This window comes from Amycolatopsis tolypomycina, from assembly GCF_900105945.1.
Taxonomy (GTDB): Bacteria; Actinomycetota; Actinomycetes; order Mycobacteriales; family Pseudonocardiaceae; genus Amycolatopsis; species Amycolatopsis tolypomycina.
The window spans coordinates 7,062,944-7,075,504 of sequence record NZ_FNSO01000004.1 but is presented as its reverse complement, the minus strand read 5'-3'; the positions used below and the strand labels follow the sequence as shown (position 1 = coordinate 7,075,504).

General features: G+C 72.1%; 13 protein-coding genes. 4 read left to right on the top strand and 9 right to left on the bottom strand.

All coding sequences use genetic code 11. The features are described from left to right. Nucleotides 1-2: 2 nt before the first annotated feature. Nucleotides 3-1,442, bottom strand: coding sequence for a GMP reductase (guaB1, locus tag BLW76_RS42110; RefSeq protein ID WP_091317790.1), 1,440 nt, complete (start codon nt 1,440-1,442; stop codon nt 3-5). Nucleotides 1,443-1,485: 43 nt separating this feature from the next. Between guaB1 and BLW76_RS42105 the strand changes: the two genes are divergently transcribed. Both BLW76_RS42105 and BLW76_RS42100 read left to right on the top strand, forming a co-directional pair. Next, complete coding sequence (locus BLW76_RS42105) at nt 1,486-1,953, top strand: DUF309 domain-containing protein (protein ID WP_091317789.1); 468 nt, start codon at nt 1,486-1,488, stop codon at nt 1,951-1,953. Next, a complete protein-coding gene (locus BLW76_RS42100) occupies nt 1,947-2,465 on the top strand; it encodes a hypothetical protein (protein ID WP_091317787.1) in 519 nt (172 codons plus the stop codon). The genes BLW76_RS42105 and BLW76_RS42100 overlap by 7 nt, the downstream gene beginning before the upstream one ends. Here BLW76_RS42100 and BLW76_RS42095 read toward each other — a convergent pair. After that, nucleotides 2,462-3,085: an MBL fold metallo-hydrolase gene (locus BLW76_RS42095; protein ID WP_091317785.1), complete on the bottom strand. Its 624-nt coding sequence runs from the start codon at nt 3,083-3,085 to the stop codon at nt 2,462-2,464. The two genes, BLW76_RS42100 and BLW76_RS42095, sit on opposite strands and share 4 nt — an antisense overlap. 97 nt (nt 3,086-3,182) lie before the next feature. On the opposite strand from BLW76_RS42095, the gene BLW76_RS42090 reads away from it, so the two are divergent. Then, nucleotides 3,183-4,391 (top strand): NADH:flavin oxidoreductase/NADH oxidase family protein, encoded by a 1,209-nt coding sequence (locus BLW76_RS42090; RefSeq protein ID WP_091317783.1) that lies wholly within the window; start codon nt 3,183-3,185, stop codon nt 4,389-4,391. Here BLW76_RS42090 and BLW76_RS42085 read toward each other — a convergent pair. The 5 genes from BLW76_RS42085 to BLW76_RS42065 all read right to left on the bottom strand — a co-directional run bounded on the left by BLW76_RS42085 (nt 4,388) and on the right by BLW76_RS42065 (nt 9,531). Next, nucleotides 4,388-4,993 carry a Pr6Pr family membrane protein gene (locus BLW76_RS42085; protein ID WP_091317781.1) on the bottom strand — a complete coding sequence of 202 codons (606 nt, stop codon included), beginning with the start codon at nt 4,991-4,993 and terminating at the stop codon, nt 4,388-4,390. The two genes, BLW76_RS42090 and BLW76_RS42085, sit on opposite strands and share 4 nt — an antisense overlap. Before the next feature lie 93 nt (nt 4,994-5,086). Continuing rightward, entirely contained in the window at nt 5,087-5,527 is a 441-nt protein-coding gene (locus BLW76_RS42080) for a hypothetical protein (protein ID WP_091317779.1), read from the bottom strand. Nucleotides 5,528-5,718: 191 nt separating this feature from the next. Further along, a complete protein-coding gene (locus tag BLW76_RS42075; protein ID WP_091317778.1) occupies nt 5,719-7,251 on the bottom strand; it encodes an ATP-dependent DNA ligase in 1,533 nt (510 codons plus the stop codon). A 31-nt stretch (nt 7,252-7,282) separates the two neighbouring features. Beyond that, nucleotides 7,283-8,134: a helix-turn-helix domain-containing protein gene (locus tag BLW76_RS42070; RefSeq protein ID WP_167384908.1), complete on the bottom strand. Its 852-nt coding sequence runs from the start codon at nt 8,132-8,134 to the stop codon at nt 7,283-7,285. Further along, complete coding sequence (locus BLW76_RS42065; RefSeq protein ID WP_091317775.1) at nt 8,134-9,531, bottom strand: class II fumarate hydratase; 1,398 nt, start codon at nt 9,529-9,531, stop codon at nt 8,134-8,136. The genes BLW76_RS42070 and BLW76_RS42065 overlap by 1 nt, the downstream gene beginning before the upstream one ends. Before the next feature lie 122 nt (nt 9,532-9,653). Between BLW76_RS42065 and BLW76_RS42060 the strand changes: the two genes are divergently transcribed. After that, nucleotides 9,654-10,643 carry an NAD(P)/FAD-dependent oxidoreductase gene (locus BLW76_RS42060; RefSeq protein ID WP_167384907.1) on the top strand — a complete coding sequence of 330 codons (990 nt, stop codon included), beginning with the start codon at nt 9,654-9,656 and terminating at the stop codon, nt 10,641-10,643. 1 nt (nt 10,644) lies between these two features. Here BLW76_RS42060 and BLW76_RS42055 read toward each other — a convergent pair whose 3' ends face one another. Together BLW76_RS42055 and glpX are read right to left on the bottom strand one after the other, a co-directional pair. After that, nucleotides 10,645-11,394, bottom strand: a complete 750-nt coding sequence (locus BLW76_RS42055) for a S1 family peptidase (RefSeq protein ID WP_244170569.1) — start codon at nt 11,392-11,394, stop codon at nt 10,645-10,647. A gap of 9 nt (nt 11,395-11,403) precedes the next feature. Beyond that, on the bottom strand, nt 11,404-12,456 hold the full coding sequence (glpX, locus tag BLW76_RS42050; protein ID WP_167384906.1) for a class II fructose-bisphosphatase: 1,053 nt from the start codon (nt 12,454-12,456) through the stop codon (nt 11,404-11,406). Nucleotides 12,457-12,561: the final 105 nt, after the last annotated feature.

The following is a 12,561-nucleotide window of genomic DNA, read 5'->3' as shown; positions in this document are numbered from 1 at the left end:
GTCTACCAGCCCGAGGGAAGGGGGCGGCCCTCGGCGAACCCGGCCGCCGACTGGACGCCCAGCAGCGCGCGCTCGTGGAACTCCTCGAGGGTCCGCGCGCCCGCGTAGGTGCAGGAAGAGCGGACGCCGGACCCGATCGAGTCCAGCAGGTCCTCGACGCCGGGGCGCTGCGGGTCGAGCGACATCCGCGACGACGAGATGCCCTCCTCGAACAGCGCCTTCCGCGCGCGGTCGAACGAGCCGTCCGTGCGCGTCCGGGCGCCGACCGCGCGCTTCGACGCCATGCCGAACGACTCCTTGTAGGGACGGCCCTGCTCGTCGAAGCGCAGGTCGCCGGGGGATTCGTAGGTGCCGGCGAACCACGAGCCGACCATCGCCGCGGACGCGCCCGCGGCCAGCGCCAGCGCGACGTCACGCGGGTGGCGCACGCCGCCGTCGGCCCAGACGTGCTTGCCCAGCTCGCGCGCGGCGGCCGCGCAGTCGGCGACCGCGGAGAACTGCGGGCGGCCCACGCCGGTCATCATCCGCGTGGTGCACATCGCGCCCGGCCCGACGCCGACCTTGACGACGTCGGCGCCGGCCTGGATCAGGTCGCGCGTGCCCTCGGCGGTGACCACGTTCCCGGCGACCACCGGGACCTGCGGCGACACCGAGCGGACGGCCTTCAGCGCAGCGATCATCTTCTCCTGGTGGCCGTGCGCGGTGTCGACGACCAGCACGTCGACGCCCGCGTTCAGCACCGCTTCGGCTTTGGCGGCGACGTCGCCGTTGACACCGACCGCGGCGGCGACGCGCAGCTTGCCCGCGTCGTCGACGGCGGGGGTGTAGATCTCCGCGCGCAGCGCGCCGACGGCGGTCAGGACGCCCGCGAGCCGGCCGTCTTCGTCGAGGCCGAGGGCCAGGTGGGCGCCGTGGCTGTTGAGCAGCTCGAAGACCTCGCGCGCCGGCGTGGTCAGCGGAACCGCGACGGTCGGCGGCTGCGCGACGTCGGCGAGCCGCGCGAAGCGGTCGACACCCGCGCAGGCGGCTTCGTCGACGATGCCGACCGGGCGGCCTTCGCCGTCCACGACGACGACAGCGCCGTGGGCGCGCTTGTGGACCAGGTTGAGGGCGTCGGCGACCGCGTCACCGCCGGTGAGCACCAGCGGCGTGTCCCACACGGTGTGACGGCTCTTGACCCAGCCGACGATCCCGCTGACGGCTTCGGGATCGACGTCCTGGGGGAGCACGACCAGGCCACCGCGGCGGGCGACGGTCTCGGCCATCCGGCGGCCGGCGACCGCGGTCATGTTCGCGACGACGATCGGGATGGTCGCGCCGGTGCCGTCCGCGGTGGAGAGGTCGACGTCGAAACGGGACTCCACGTCCGAGCGGTTCGGCAGGAGGAACACGTCGTCGTAGGTCAGGTCGTGGGCGGGCCGGTGGCCGTCGAGGAAACGCACGAGTCACCAGACTACCTGCCGGGTCCGTGGCAGGATCGAGGGCATGAGCCGCCGCGACCGGGACGCCGAGGGACGGGCACGCAACGCACGACCGCGCGACGGCCTCGGCCGCCCGCTGCCGTACGGCGCGGACGGCGTCGAGCGCCAGCCGGAGGGCATCGAGCGCACCCCGGCGCAAACGCTTGCGGAGGCCCAGCAGCTGCTCGACGAGGGCAAGCCGTTCCACGCGCACGAGGTGTTCGAGGACGCGTGGAAGACGACCGGCACCCCGGACCGCGAGCTGTGGCGCGGCCTGGCCCAGCTGGCGGTCGGCCTGACGCACGCGGCCCGCGGCAACAACGTGGGAGCGGTCTCGCTGCTGGAGCGCGGCGCGGCGAACATCGAGCCGTTCCGCGGCGAGCCGCCGCACGGGATCGACGTCGCCGGCCTGCAGCAGTGGGCGTTGGCGCTGGCGGAAGAGGCGAAGGAGCGGGTCCGGGTGTCGCCGAGCGTGCCGCGCCTGACGTGCTGACGGCGATCAGTGCCGCGGTCATCGCGGCGGTCGCGTCGCTGGCCGGGGTGACGCTGGGCGCGCTGGTCGAGCCGCTGAAGCTGAATGCGGCTCGGCGCGCGAAGCTGCGTCAGGAACGCGCCGACCGCTGCGCCGGGTTCATCGAGGCGGCCGTTCGGGCCCGGCAGCACATCGTCGACCTGAACGTGACACACCGGCGGCGGGAACTCGCCGAAGACGCCATCGAAGGCGACGCCGAACGCGAAGTCGCCTACGAGGAGGCGTATTACACGGCCCGCGCGCAGATGCGCTCGTTCTACGGGCTGCTCGTGATGAGCGGCCCCGACGAACTCGTCGAGCAGGCCAAGGTGCTCCGCAGGAAGGAGATGGAGCTCCACGAGATGCGGCGCGAGCTGGACGCGGACCGCAAGTTCGACCAGCGCTACCTGCCCGCCGCGGTCATCAGGGCCACCGGGGACTTCGACCGGGCGATCGAGGAGTTCGCCCTCGTCGCCCGGAAGCACACGTCCTAAGGCTGTTCCCAGCCATCCGATGCCGATTTCTCGGCGCCGATCGTCGTGCCTTCGCCGTGTCCGGTGTGGACCTTGGTCGACTCCGGGAGGGTGAACAGCTTCTCGCGGATGGACTGCACGATCGTCGGGTAGTCCGAATAGGACCGGCCGGTGGCGCCGGGGCCGCCGTGGAACAGGGTGTCGCCGGTGAACAGGACGCCCAGTTCCGCCGCGTACAGGCACACCGCGCCCGGGGCGTGGCCGGGTGTGTGGAGCACCCGGAGCTCGGTGCCCGCGATGGTGATCACCTGGCCGTCGGCCAGCTCGCCGTCCGGGGCGCGGTCCGGGTGGGTGAGGTCCCAGACGACCCGGTCGTCCGGGTGCAGCAGGATCGGCGCGCCGGTCGCGGCGGCGAGTTCCGGGGCGGCGTTGACGTGGTCGTTGTGCGCGTGGGTGCAGACGATCGCGGCCAGCTTCCGCTCGCCCACGACGTTTTCGATCGCCTTCGCGTCGTGCGCCGCGTCGATCACGATCACTTCCGCGTCGTCGCCCACGAGCCACACGTTGTTGTCGACGTCCCAGCTGCCGCCGTCGAGCTCGAAGACGCCGGAGGTCACCAGGTTCTGCACGATCGCCGTCATGCGCCCGACCCTAGTGGTCATTCGACGGGTAGATGACATACCGGCGGTATGCTACCGTCAAGTCACCTTACCGCGAGTAAGTTCGAGAGGTGGCGCGATGACCCTCCTGGCCGAGCCGTTGAAGCTGCGGTGCGGCGCCGTGCTGCCGAACCGCCTGGTGAAGCCGGCGCTGAGCGAGCAGCTCGGCGACCGCCGCAACGCGCCCACCCGCGAGCTCGCCGAGCTGTACCGGACCTGGGCGCGCGGCGGCGCGGGCACGCTGATCACCGGGAACGTCATGGTCGACCCGGCCGCGCTCGGCGAGCCGCGCAACGTGGCCGCGACGCCGGATCCGGCGCTCTACCGGCCCTGGGCCGGCGCGGTCGAGGGCACGGACGCGCAGCTGTGGGTGCAGCTGAACCACCCCGGCCGGCAGAGCCCGCGGTACCTGTCGCGCCGGCCGGTCGCACCGTCCGCAGTGCCCTTCGGCGATCGAGGCGTCCGCACGGCCTTCGCCGTCCCGCGGGCCCTGACCGGCGAAGAGATCGAAGCGATCATCGAGCGCTTCGGTGTCGCGGCGGAGACTTTCACCGAAGCGGGCTTCGCGGGCGTGCAGATCCACGGCGCCCACGGCTACCTGGTCTCGCAGTTCCTGTCCCCGCTGACGAACCTGCGGACCGACGCCTGGGGCGGCGACGCCGTCCGCCGCCGCCGGTTCCTGCTCGAGGTGGTCCGGCGGGTGCGCGCGGCGGTCGGCGACGGCGTGCCGGTGTCGGTCAAGCTCAACAGCGCCGACTTCCAGCGCGGCGGCTTCACCGAGGACGAGTCCCTGGAGGTCGTGCGGGAACTCGGCGAAGCCGGGGTCGACCTGCTGGAGGTCTCGGGGGGCACGTACGAGAAGGCCGCGATGATGGGCGCCGGCCGCGCGAGCACCCGGGCGCGGGAGGCCTACTTCCTGGACTACGCGGCGAAGGCCCGGGAAATCTCCGACATCGCCCTGATGGTCACCGGCGGGTTCGCGACGCCGGCCGGGATGACCGAAGCGCTGCGCTCGGGCGAAGTCGACGCGATCGGCCTCGGCCGGCCGCTGATCGCCGACCCCGGCCTGCCCGCCCGGCTGCTCGCCGGCGACGACGTCCGCGCGGAACGGCTGTGCCCCAAGACCGGCATCCGCCTGGCCGACAGCCTCCTCGAGATCCAGTGGCACACCCGGCAGATGCACCGGATCGCCGCCGGCAAACCGGCCGACCGGCGCGGCGCGCTCCCGACGCTGGTGCAGGCCGCGCTGACCGACGGGCTCAACGCGTTCCGCCGCGTCCGGGGCTAGGCGGGCGCGAGCCGGCGGTCGTACAGGAACGCGCCGGTGGTGAGCGCGGTGAAGAAGAGCCCGATGAACACGCAGTTGAGCGCGACCGGGCCATAGCCGAGGGCATCCGCGTCGACGAACGGGTACGGGTAGAAGCCGGTGAGCGCGCCGCGCGGGAGCGTGAACGCGAGCCACGTCAGCGGGTAGGCCAGCGACCACCAGACCGTGCGCCAGGTGAGCGCGCCGCGCGGGCCGACCAGGAGCCAGCCGAGCACGAACAGGATCGGCGTTGCCTTGTGCAGCAGGGTGTCCGCGAAGAAGGCGAGCCCGTGCAGGTCGTGCAGGCCGGCGAGGGCGACCTGGTAGACGATGCCCGTCACGATGATGCCGGCCAGCGCGTCGAGCCAGAGCACGGTGAACACCGTGCCCCGCGCCGCACCCACGGCCACGAGCGCCGAGGTGGCGATGACCAGCAAGTTCGAGTCGATCGTGAAGTAGCAGAGCAGGTTGGCGACTCGCCCGTCCGGGGCGCTCGCGGTGACGACGACCTGGGTGACGAGGCCGGTCAGGGCGACCACCGCGGTGACCGCGAACCAGGCACGGGTGAGCTTCTCGCTGCGCATCGCCGGAGCGTACCCGCCGGTAACTCCACAGTGGACCCCTCGAAGGTGTCGAGCCGGGGGCTGCCCGGTGCGTGGACAGCCCCGGGCGTGCGGCTACGCCGCGAGCAGCGAATCCCGCAGCGCGACGAACGCCTCGTACTCCGCCTTCTGCTCGATCGGCAGCTGGTAGGCGACGGCCAGGATCTTCGCCACCGACGGGATGATGCTCAGCCGGAAGGTCCGGCCGTCGGTCGTCTTGACGACGAAGCGGCCCTGCAGGTCACGCTTCTTCACCGACGCCCGGTTCGCGTCGTTGATCGTCAGCGGGGTGCCCGCCGTGACGGTGCCGTTCTTCTCCTCGAGCGGGACGAGGACGAACTCCGTCTGCCCCGGCTTGAAGCCCAGGGCGAAGTTGGCCACCGAGGTGGTCCGGAAGACCAGGTAGTTCTTCTGCCTGATCTCCGCGGCGTACACCTTGGTGTAGCTCGCCCCGTCTTCGACGGCTCCGTCGAAAGCGGCGTGGATGGCCGCCTTCATCTGTTCCTTGCTGACCACTGCTTGCTCCTCCATGACCGCTCGGGAACTGAGCGGGGATCTCCGTGAAGGAGCGCACTTTAGGGAGCTTCGCCGCCGGCCGTGGCGGGAAAATTCTCGCCAACTTCCCGGCGAGACGCCGCCCGGCACCGGATTCGTCCACTTTGGCCGCTACCGCCCGCGGGCAACAGCGACTTTCGTCTGTCCTTGTGTCAGCTCCCTTCCGACCGGTCGCCGTGGAGCAGGCCGCGGACCGTGTCGATCGTGTCCGCTTCGGCCGGGTCCTTGTCCGGCCGGTAGCGGACCACCCGGGCGAACCGCAGGGCCAGCCCACCGGGATAGCGCGTCGAAACCTGGGCGCTGTCCAGCTCGATCTCCACCACGATCTCCGGCCGGACGTACACCGTCCAGTCGTCGCGGTGGGTCTCGATCTCCTGGAACGTCCTCGTCTGCCACGCCAGCAGCTCGTCGGTCATGCCCTTGAACGTCTTGCCCACCATGATCGGCGGGCCGCCGTCGGGGTCGCGGGCGCCCAGGTGCAGGTTCGACAGCGTGCCGGTGCGCCGCCCGTGCCCCCACTCCGCCGCGAGCACCACCAGGTCGATCGTGTGCACCGGCTTGACCTTCAGCCACGCCCGCCCGCGCCGCCCGGCCGCGTACGGCGACGCCAGGTCCTTGACCATGACACCTTCGTGGCCCGCCTCCATCGCCGCCTCCAGCACCTCGGCCGCGCGCGCCGTGCCCACCTCGCCGGGGATGACGTGCGCCCCGGCGACCTTGCGCAGCGCCGCGTTGCGCTCCGAAAGCGGCGCGTCGAGCAGGTCGACGCCGTCGAGGTGCAGGCAGTCGAAGAAGTACGGCCGCAGCAGCAGCGCCTTGACCTGTTCTTCGCGGGTGCTGCCGAACCGGCTCATGGTGTCCTGGAACGGCCGCGGCCGCCCGGCGTCGGTCAGGGCCAGCGTCTCGCCGTCGAGCACCACCGACTCGCACGGCAGCGCCCGCACGAGTTCGACCAGTTCCTGGACGCTGCCGGTGATCTCGCGCAGCGTCCGCGTCCACACGTGCACCTCGTCGCCCTGCCGGTGCACCTGGATCCGCGCACCGTCCATCTTGTACTCGACGATCGCCTCGGCGTGCTCGGCGACGGCTTCGTCCAGCGACTCCGCCGGTGACGCCAGCATCGGCTTGACCGGCGTGCCCAGGGTGAGCCGGAACTCCGCCAGCGCCGCCTGCCCACCCGTCAGCGCCGCGACGGCGGTGACGCCGAGCTTCCCGGACAGCATGAAGGCCCGCCGCACGTCCTCGCCCGCCACCTCGGCCGCGGCCGCGATGGCGTCGACCATCACGCCCTCCAGCGCGCCCTGCCGCAGCTCCCCGGTGACCAGCCGGAACAGGAACTGCTGCTCGTCGTTCGTCAGCCGGGTGAACAACGCGCGCAGCACCTCCTGCCGCCGCGTGTTCGACCCGGTGCCCGCCGCCACGCCCGCGGCCGCCGTCAGTGCCGCGTCCACCTCGAGCACCGAGACCACCGGTTCGGGCGCGGGGTCGGCGCCCAGTGCGGCCAGGGTGCGCCAGCCCGCACCCAGCCTGTCCTGCGCCGTCTGCCCGGTGAGGTACGCGACCACCGCGGGCAGCTCGGCGACCTCCGCCGCGCGCAGCACGGCGGCCAGGACGGCGATCTTCGCCTTCCTGGACCTGGTCGCCGCCAGCTCGGCGGACGCGCGGACCAACTCGCTCAGCAACACCCGGACATCATGACCCGGACCACCGACAATTTCAGGACGGCTTGACGTTTGCCCTGGTCAGCGGCGCCTCGGCGACCCAGCTGGCCAGCAGGCCGAGCGCGCGCTCGCTCTCCGATCCCGGCTCGGCGTGGTAGATGACAAGGCCCTGGTCCGGGTCGTCGGGCAGCCGCAGCGTCTCGTACCGCAGCCGCAGCTCGCCGACGACGGGGTTCGCCAGCACCTTCCACCCCTGCGCCTTCTCCCGCACCGCGTGCTCGGCCCACAGCTCGCGGAACTCGGCGCTGGCCCGCGAAAGCTCGTCGACGAGCCGGGCGAGCTCCGGGTCGCCCGGGTGCCTGCCGCTTTCCGCGCGCAGGTTGGCGACGACCTCGCGGGACACCGTGTCCCACTCCGGGTACAGCGCTTTCCCGCGGTCGCCGAGGAAGGACAGCCTGGCGATGTTGCGCTCTTCGAGCCGGGCGAAGTCGAAGGCGACCGCGCCGCCGAGCGCGTTCCAGGCCAGCACGTCCAGGTAGCGCCCGAAGATGAACGCGGGCGCCTGGACGGCATCCAGCAGCTGCTGTAGCTCGGGCCGGATCCGTTGCGGCGCGGGCTGCTCACGGCGCTTCGGCGCGGCGAGGTTGTGCAGGTAGGCCTCCTCGCCGGCGTCGAGGCGCAGTGCGCGAGCGAGCGCGTCGAGGATCGCGTCCGAGACGTTCTTCGCGCGGCCCTGCTCCAGCCGCGTGTAGTAGTCGACGCTGATACCGGCGAGCTGGGCGAGTTCCTCGCGGCGCAGGCCCTTGACCCGCCGGTGGGTGACCCCGGCCGGCAGGCCGAGGTCGGCCGGGTCGAGGGCGGCGCGGCGTGCCTTCAGGAAGGCGCCCAGCTCGGCGGCGTCACCCATCACTTGCCGCCGCGGGCCATGCGCAGCACGTCGAGCGCCTCGTCGAGCTGCTCCTCCGTGAGCTTCCCGTCGCGGACGTACCCGCGCTCGATGACGACCTCGCGAATCGTCTTGAGCTCCTTCAACGCCTGCTTCGCCACCGCGGCCGCCGCTTCGTAGCCGATGTAGGAGTTCAACGGCGTCACGATCGACGGCGAGCCCTCGGCGTAGGTCCGCGCGCGGTCGGTGTTCACCGTGATGCCCGCGAACACCTTGTCCGCCAGCAACCGGGAAACCGCCGCGATCAGCCGCGCCGATTCGAGGACGTTCCGGGCGATCACCGGCAGGTTGACGTTCAGCTGGAAATTGCCCGCCGCGCCGGCGAAGGCGACCGCCGCGTCGTTGCCGATCACCTGGGCCACCACCTGCAGCGTCGCCTCCGGGATCACCGGGTTCACCTTGCCCGGCATGATCGACGAGCCCGGCTGCAGGTCCGGCAGCGCCAGCTCGGCCAGCCCGGTGCGCGGACCGGACCCCAGCCAGCGCAGGTCGTTGGCGATCTTGTTGAGCGACACGGCGACCGTGCGCAGGTGCCCGGACGTCTCGACGACGCTGTCCTGCGTCGCCTGCGCCTCGAAGTGGTCGCGGGCCTCGGTGAGCGGCAGCCCGGTGACCGTCGCGAGCTCCGCGGCGACCGAGGCGCCGAAGCCCTCCGGCGCGTTCAGGCCCGAGCCCACGGCGGTGCCGCCGATCGGCAGCTCGCCCAGCCGCGGCAGGCCCGACTTCAGGCGCTCGACGCCGAAGCGGATCTGGGACGCCCACGCGCCCGCCTCCTGGCCGAGCGTGATCGGCACCGCGTCCATCAGGTGCGTGCGGCCGGACTTCACGACGTCCGCCCACTCCGCGGCGCGGACCTCGATCGCGCCGGCCAGGTACTCCAGCGCCGGGATGACGTCCTTGGTGACGGCCTCGGTCGCGGCGACGTGGATGGTCGTCGGGAAGGTGTCGTTCGACGACTGCGACGCGTTGACGTGGTCGTTCGGGTGCACGTCACGGCCGAGGGCGCGCGAAGCCAGCGTCGCGATGACCTCGTTGGCGTTCATGTTCGACGACGTCCCGGACCCGGTCTGGAAGACGTCGATGGGGAAGTGCGCGTCATGGGCCCCGGCGGCGACCTCGTCGGCGGCGGCCGCGATGGCGTCGGCGACCTCGGCGTCGAGCACGCCCAGCTTGAGGTTCACCCGCGCGGCGGCGGCCTTGAGCAGGCCGAGCGCGCGGATCTGGGCGCGCTCCAGGCCCCGGCCGGAGATGGGGAAGTTCTCCACGGCCCGCTGGGTCTGCGCGCGGTAGAGCGCGTCGGCAGGCACGCGGACCTCGCCCATGGTGTCGTGTTCGATCCGGTATTCCTGGTCAGCCATGACACCGATTCTGGCCCTGTTCGGGCCGCGCCGCGTGGTGGCGTCGCCCACCCTCGGCCCCGCGCGACGCTAGGATCGGATGTGTTCTCGATCACCGCCATCCACCACTGGCTGGAGCGAGCATGACTGATGTTGCCGGCGACACGTACGACCTCGTGATCATCGGCGCGGGCCCGACGGGCCTGTTCGCCGCCTACTACGCCGGGTTCCGCGGCCTCTCGACGGCGGTGGTCGATTCGCTGCCCGAGCCCGGCGGCCAGGTCACCGCGATGTACCCCGAGAAGATGATCTACGACGTCGGCGGGTTCGCCGAGGTCCGCGGCCGCGACCTCGTCGACGGCCTGGTGCAGCAGGCCGCGCCGTTCAAACCGAGGTACCTGCTGGGGCGCAAGGCCGAGAAGCTGGCGCCGGCAGGCGAAGACCTCGAACTGACCCTCGACGGCGGCGAGCCGCTGCGCGCCCGCGCGGTGCTGATCACCGCGGGCATCGGCGAGTTCACCCCGCGCCCGCTGCCGGCCGGCGACGGCTGGCTCGGCCGCGGCATGGTCCACTTCGTCCCCTCACTGCAGGCGCACGCGGGCCAGCACGTCGTGGTCGTCGGCGGCGGCGACTCGGCGTTCGACTGGATCCTCGCGCTGCACCCGGTGGCGGCGAGCGTCACGCTGGTGCACCGGCGCGCGAAGTTCCGCGCCGCCGAGTCGATCGTCCGGCAGGCGCGCGAGCTCGGCACCCGGATCATCACCGACGCCGAAGTCACGCGGTTCGTCGAAGCACCGGACGGCTCCCTCGAAGCCGTCGACGTCTCGATCAAGGGCGGCGGCGAAGAGCGGCTCCCGGCCAACGCCGTCGTCGCGGCGCTCGGGTTCACCGCGGACCTGGGCCCGATCGAGAGCTGGGGCCTGGAGATCGACCACCGCGCGATCGCCGTCGACTCGACGATGGCGACAGCGCGGCCGCGCGTCTACGCGGCGGGCGACGTCGCCGCGTACCCGGGGAAGGTGAAGCTGATCGCGACCGGCTTCGGCGAGGCCGCGACGGCCGTCAACAACATCGCCGTCGCGCTCGACCCGGAGGCCCACCTGTTCCCGGGCCACTCGAGCAACGCGGAGTAGGTCAGGCCTTCGTCTTCTCCGCGATCCACGGCGCGTAGGCGACCACGGAGGTGTAGATCGACGGCGCCGTCGCGCATTCCGGGTCGTTGTTGCCCGGGCGGCTGGTGACGCCGACGAGCAGCCAGTGGTCGCCTTCGCGCACGATCTCCGGGCCGCCGGAGTCGCCGAAGCATGCCCCGGACCTGCCGCCGGGGTTGTCGGTGCACAGCTCGGCCGTGCCGTCGAACACCGACGTGCACTTCGACCCTTCGACGATCTGCGTGTCGAGCTGCTGCAGCGTCGTGGGGATGTCGCCGCAGTTCAGCTTCGGGCACGTCTGGCCCCAGCCGAGTATCCGGGTCGCGGTGCCCGGCGCCGCGGCCGTCGCGAGCCCGATCGGCGCGGCCGCGACCGGCGCCGTCAGCCGCAGCAGCGCGATGTCGCCCGCCGGGCTCTGGGTGTTGAACGCCGGGTTCACGACGATCCCGGCGACCTGGCCGACCTCGCCGCCCTGCCCTGATTCGTTGGTGCCCGCCCGCACCGAGATCGTCGGCGGGGTCTTGTCGAACGCGCAGTGCGCGGCCGTGACCACCCAGGTGGGCGCGATCAGCGCGCCGGCGCAGAACAGCTTGCCGGACGCCGAATGCAACGACACCGCGAACGGGTACGGCTGGTCCGCGTTCGTACCCCCGACGATGGCGGGGGCGGCCGCGGCGGTGCCCGGGACCAGGAGAGACAGCAGGGCCAGCAGAACCAGCAGTCGCCTGGTCACGGATCTCCTTTACGGCAGCGGGGGCACCACGTCGTCGGCGGGCGCGTCCAGGTGGCCGTCGAAGTTGACCGAGGAGTACGCCCGCAGCTTGTTCAGCCGGTGGTAGCCGTCGATCATTCTGACGGTCCCGGACTTGGACCGCATCACGATGGACTGCGTCGTCGCCCCGCCCTCGCGGTAGTGGACGCCGCGCAGCAGGTCGCCGTCGGTGACGCCGGTGGCGCAGAAGAAGACGTTGTCGCCGCGCACGAGGTCGTCGTTCAGCAGGATCCGGTCGAGGTCGTGCCCGGCGGCGAGGGCCTTCTCGCGCTCGGCGTCGTCCTTCGGCCACAGCCGGCCCTGCAGCTCGCCGCCGAGGCACTTCATCGCGCAGGCGGCGATGATGCCCTCGGGGGTGCCGCCGATGCCGATCAGCATGTCGACGCCGGTGGTCGGGCGGGCCGCGGCGATCGCGCCCGCGACGTCGCCGTCGGAGATGAACCGGATCCGCGCGCCTGCCTCGCGGACCTCCTTGATGAGCTGCTCGTGGCGCGGGCGGTCGAGGATGCACACGGTGACGTCGCCGACGCTGCTGTTCTTCGCCTTGGCGACCCGGCGGATGTTCTCCGCGATCGGCGCGCCGAGCTCGACCTTGCCCGCCGCTTCGGGCCCGACGGCCAGCTTTTCCATGTAGAACACCGCTGACGGGTCGAACATCGCGCCGCGCTCGGCGACCGCCAGCACCGCGAGCGCGTTCGGCATGCCCTTGGCCATCAGCGTGGTGCCGTCGACCGGGTCGACCGCGACGTCGCAGTCCGGCCCGTCGCCGTTGCCGACCTCTTCGCCGTTGAACAGCATCGGGGCTTCGTCCTTCTCGCCCTCGCCGATCACCACGACCCCGCGCATCGACACCGTCGAGACGAGCTGGCGCATCGCGTCGACGGCCGCGCCGTCCCCGCCGATCTTGTCGCCGCGGCCGACCCAGCGGCCCGCCGCCATCGCCGCGGCTTCGGTGACCCGGACCAGCTCCATCGCGAGGTTGCGGTCGGGCGCTTCACGACGACTCTCTGCGGCGGACATCATTGCCTCCCGGATCGTGGAACTGGCGGGTCAACGGTGAACCTTATTCAGCCGTCGGCCGGCGCAAGAGTCACCGCAGGCGGATCGGTTGCGTTCCGTAGCGCCAGC

Coding starts and splice junctions, on each gene's coding strand:
- BLW76_RS42105 (WP_091317789.1), top strand. CDS start 1,486: ATGAGCCGCCGCGACCGGGACGCCGAGGGACGGGCACGCAACGCACGA.
- BLW76_RS42095 (WP_091317785.1), bottom strand. CDS start 3,085: ATGACGGCGATCGTGCAGAACCTGGTGACCTCCGGCGTCTTCGAGCTC.
- BLW76_RS42090 (WP_091317783.1), top strand. CDS start 3,183: ATGACCCTCCTGGCCGAGCCGTTGAAGCTGCGGTGCGGCGCCGTGCTG.
- BLW76_RS42085 (WP_091317781.1), bottom strand. CDS start 4,993: ATGCGCAGCGAGAAGCTCACCCGTGCCTGGTTCGCGGTCACCGCGGTG.
- BLW76_RS42070 (WP_167384908.1), bottom strand. CDS start 8,134: ATGGGTGACGCCGCCGAGCTGGGCGCCTTCCTGAAGGCACGCCGCGCC.
- BLW76_RS42065 (WP_091317775.1), bottom strand. CDS start 9,531: ATGGCTGACCAGGAATACCGGATCGAACACGACACCATGGGCGAGGTC.
- BLW76_RS42060 (WP_167384907.1), top strand. CDS start 9,654: ATGACTGATGTTGCCGGCGACACGTACGACCTCGTGATCATCGGCGCG.
- glpX (WP_167384906.1), bottom strand. CDS start 12,456: ATGATGTCCGCCGCAGAGAGTCGTCGTGAAGCGCCCGACCGCAACCTC.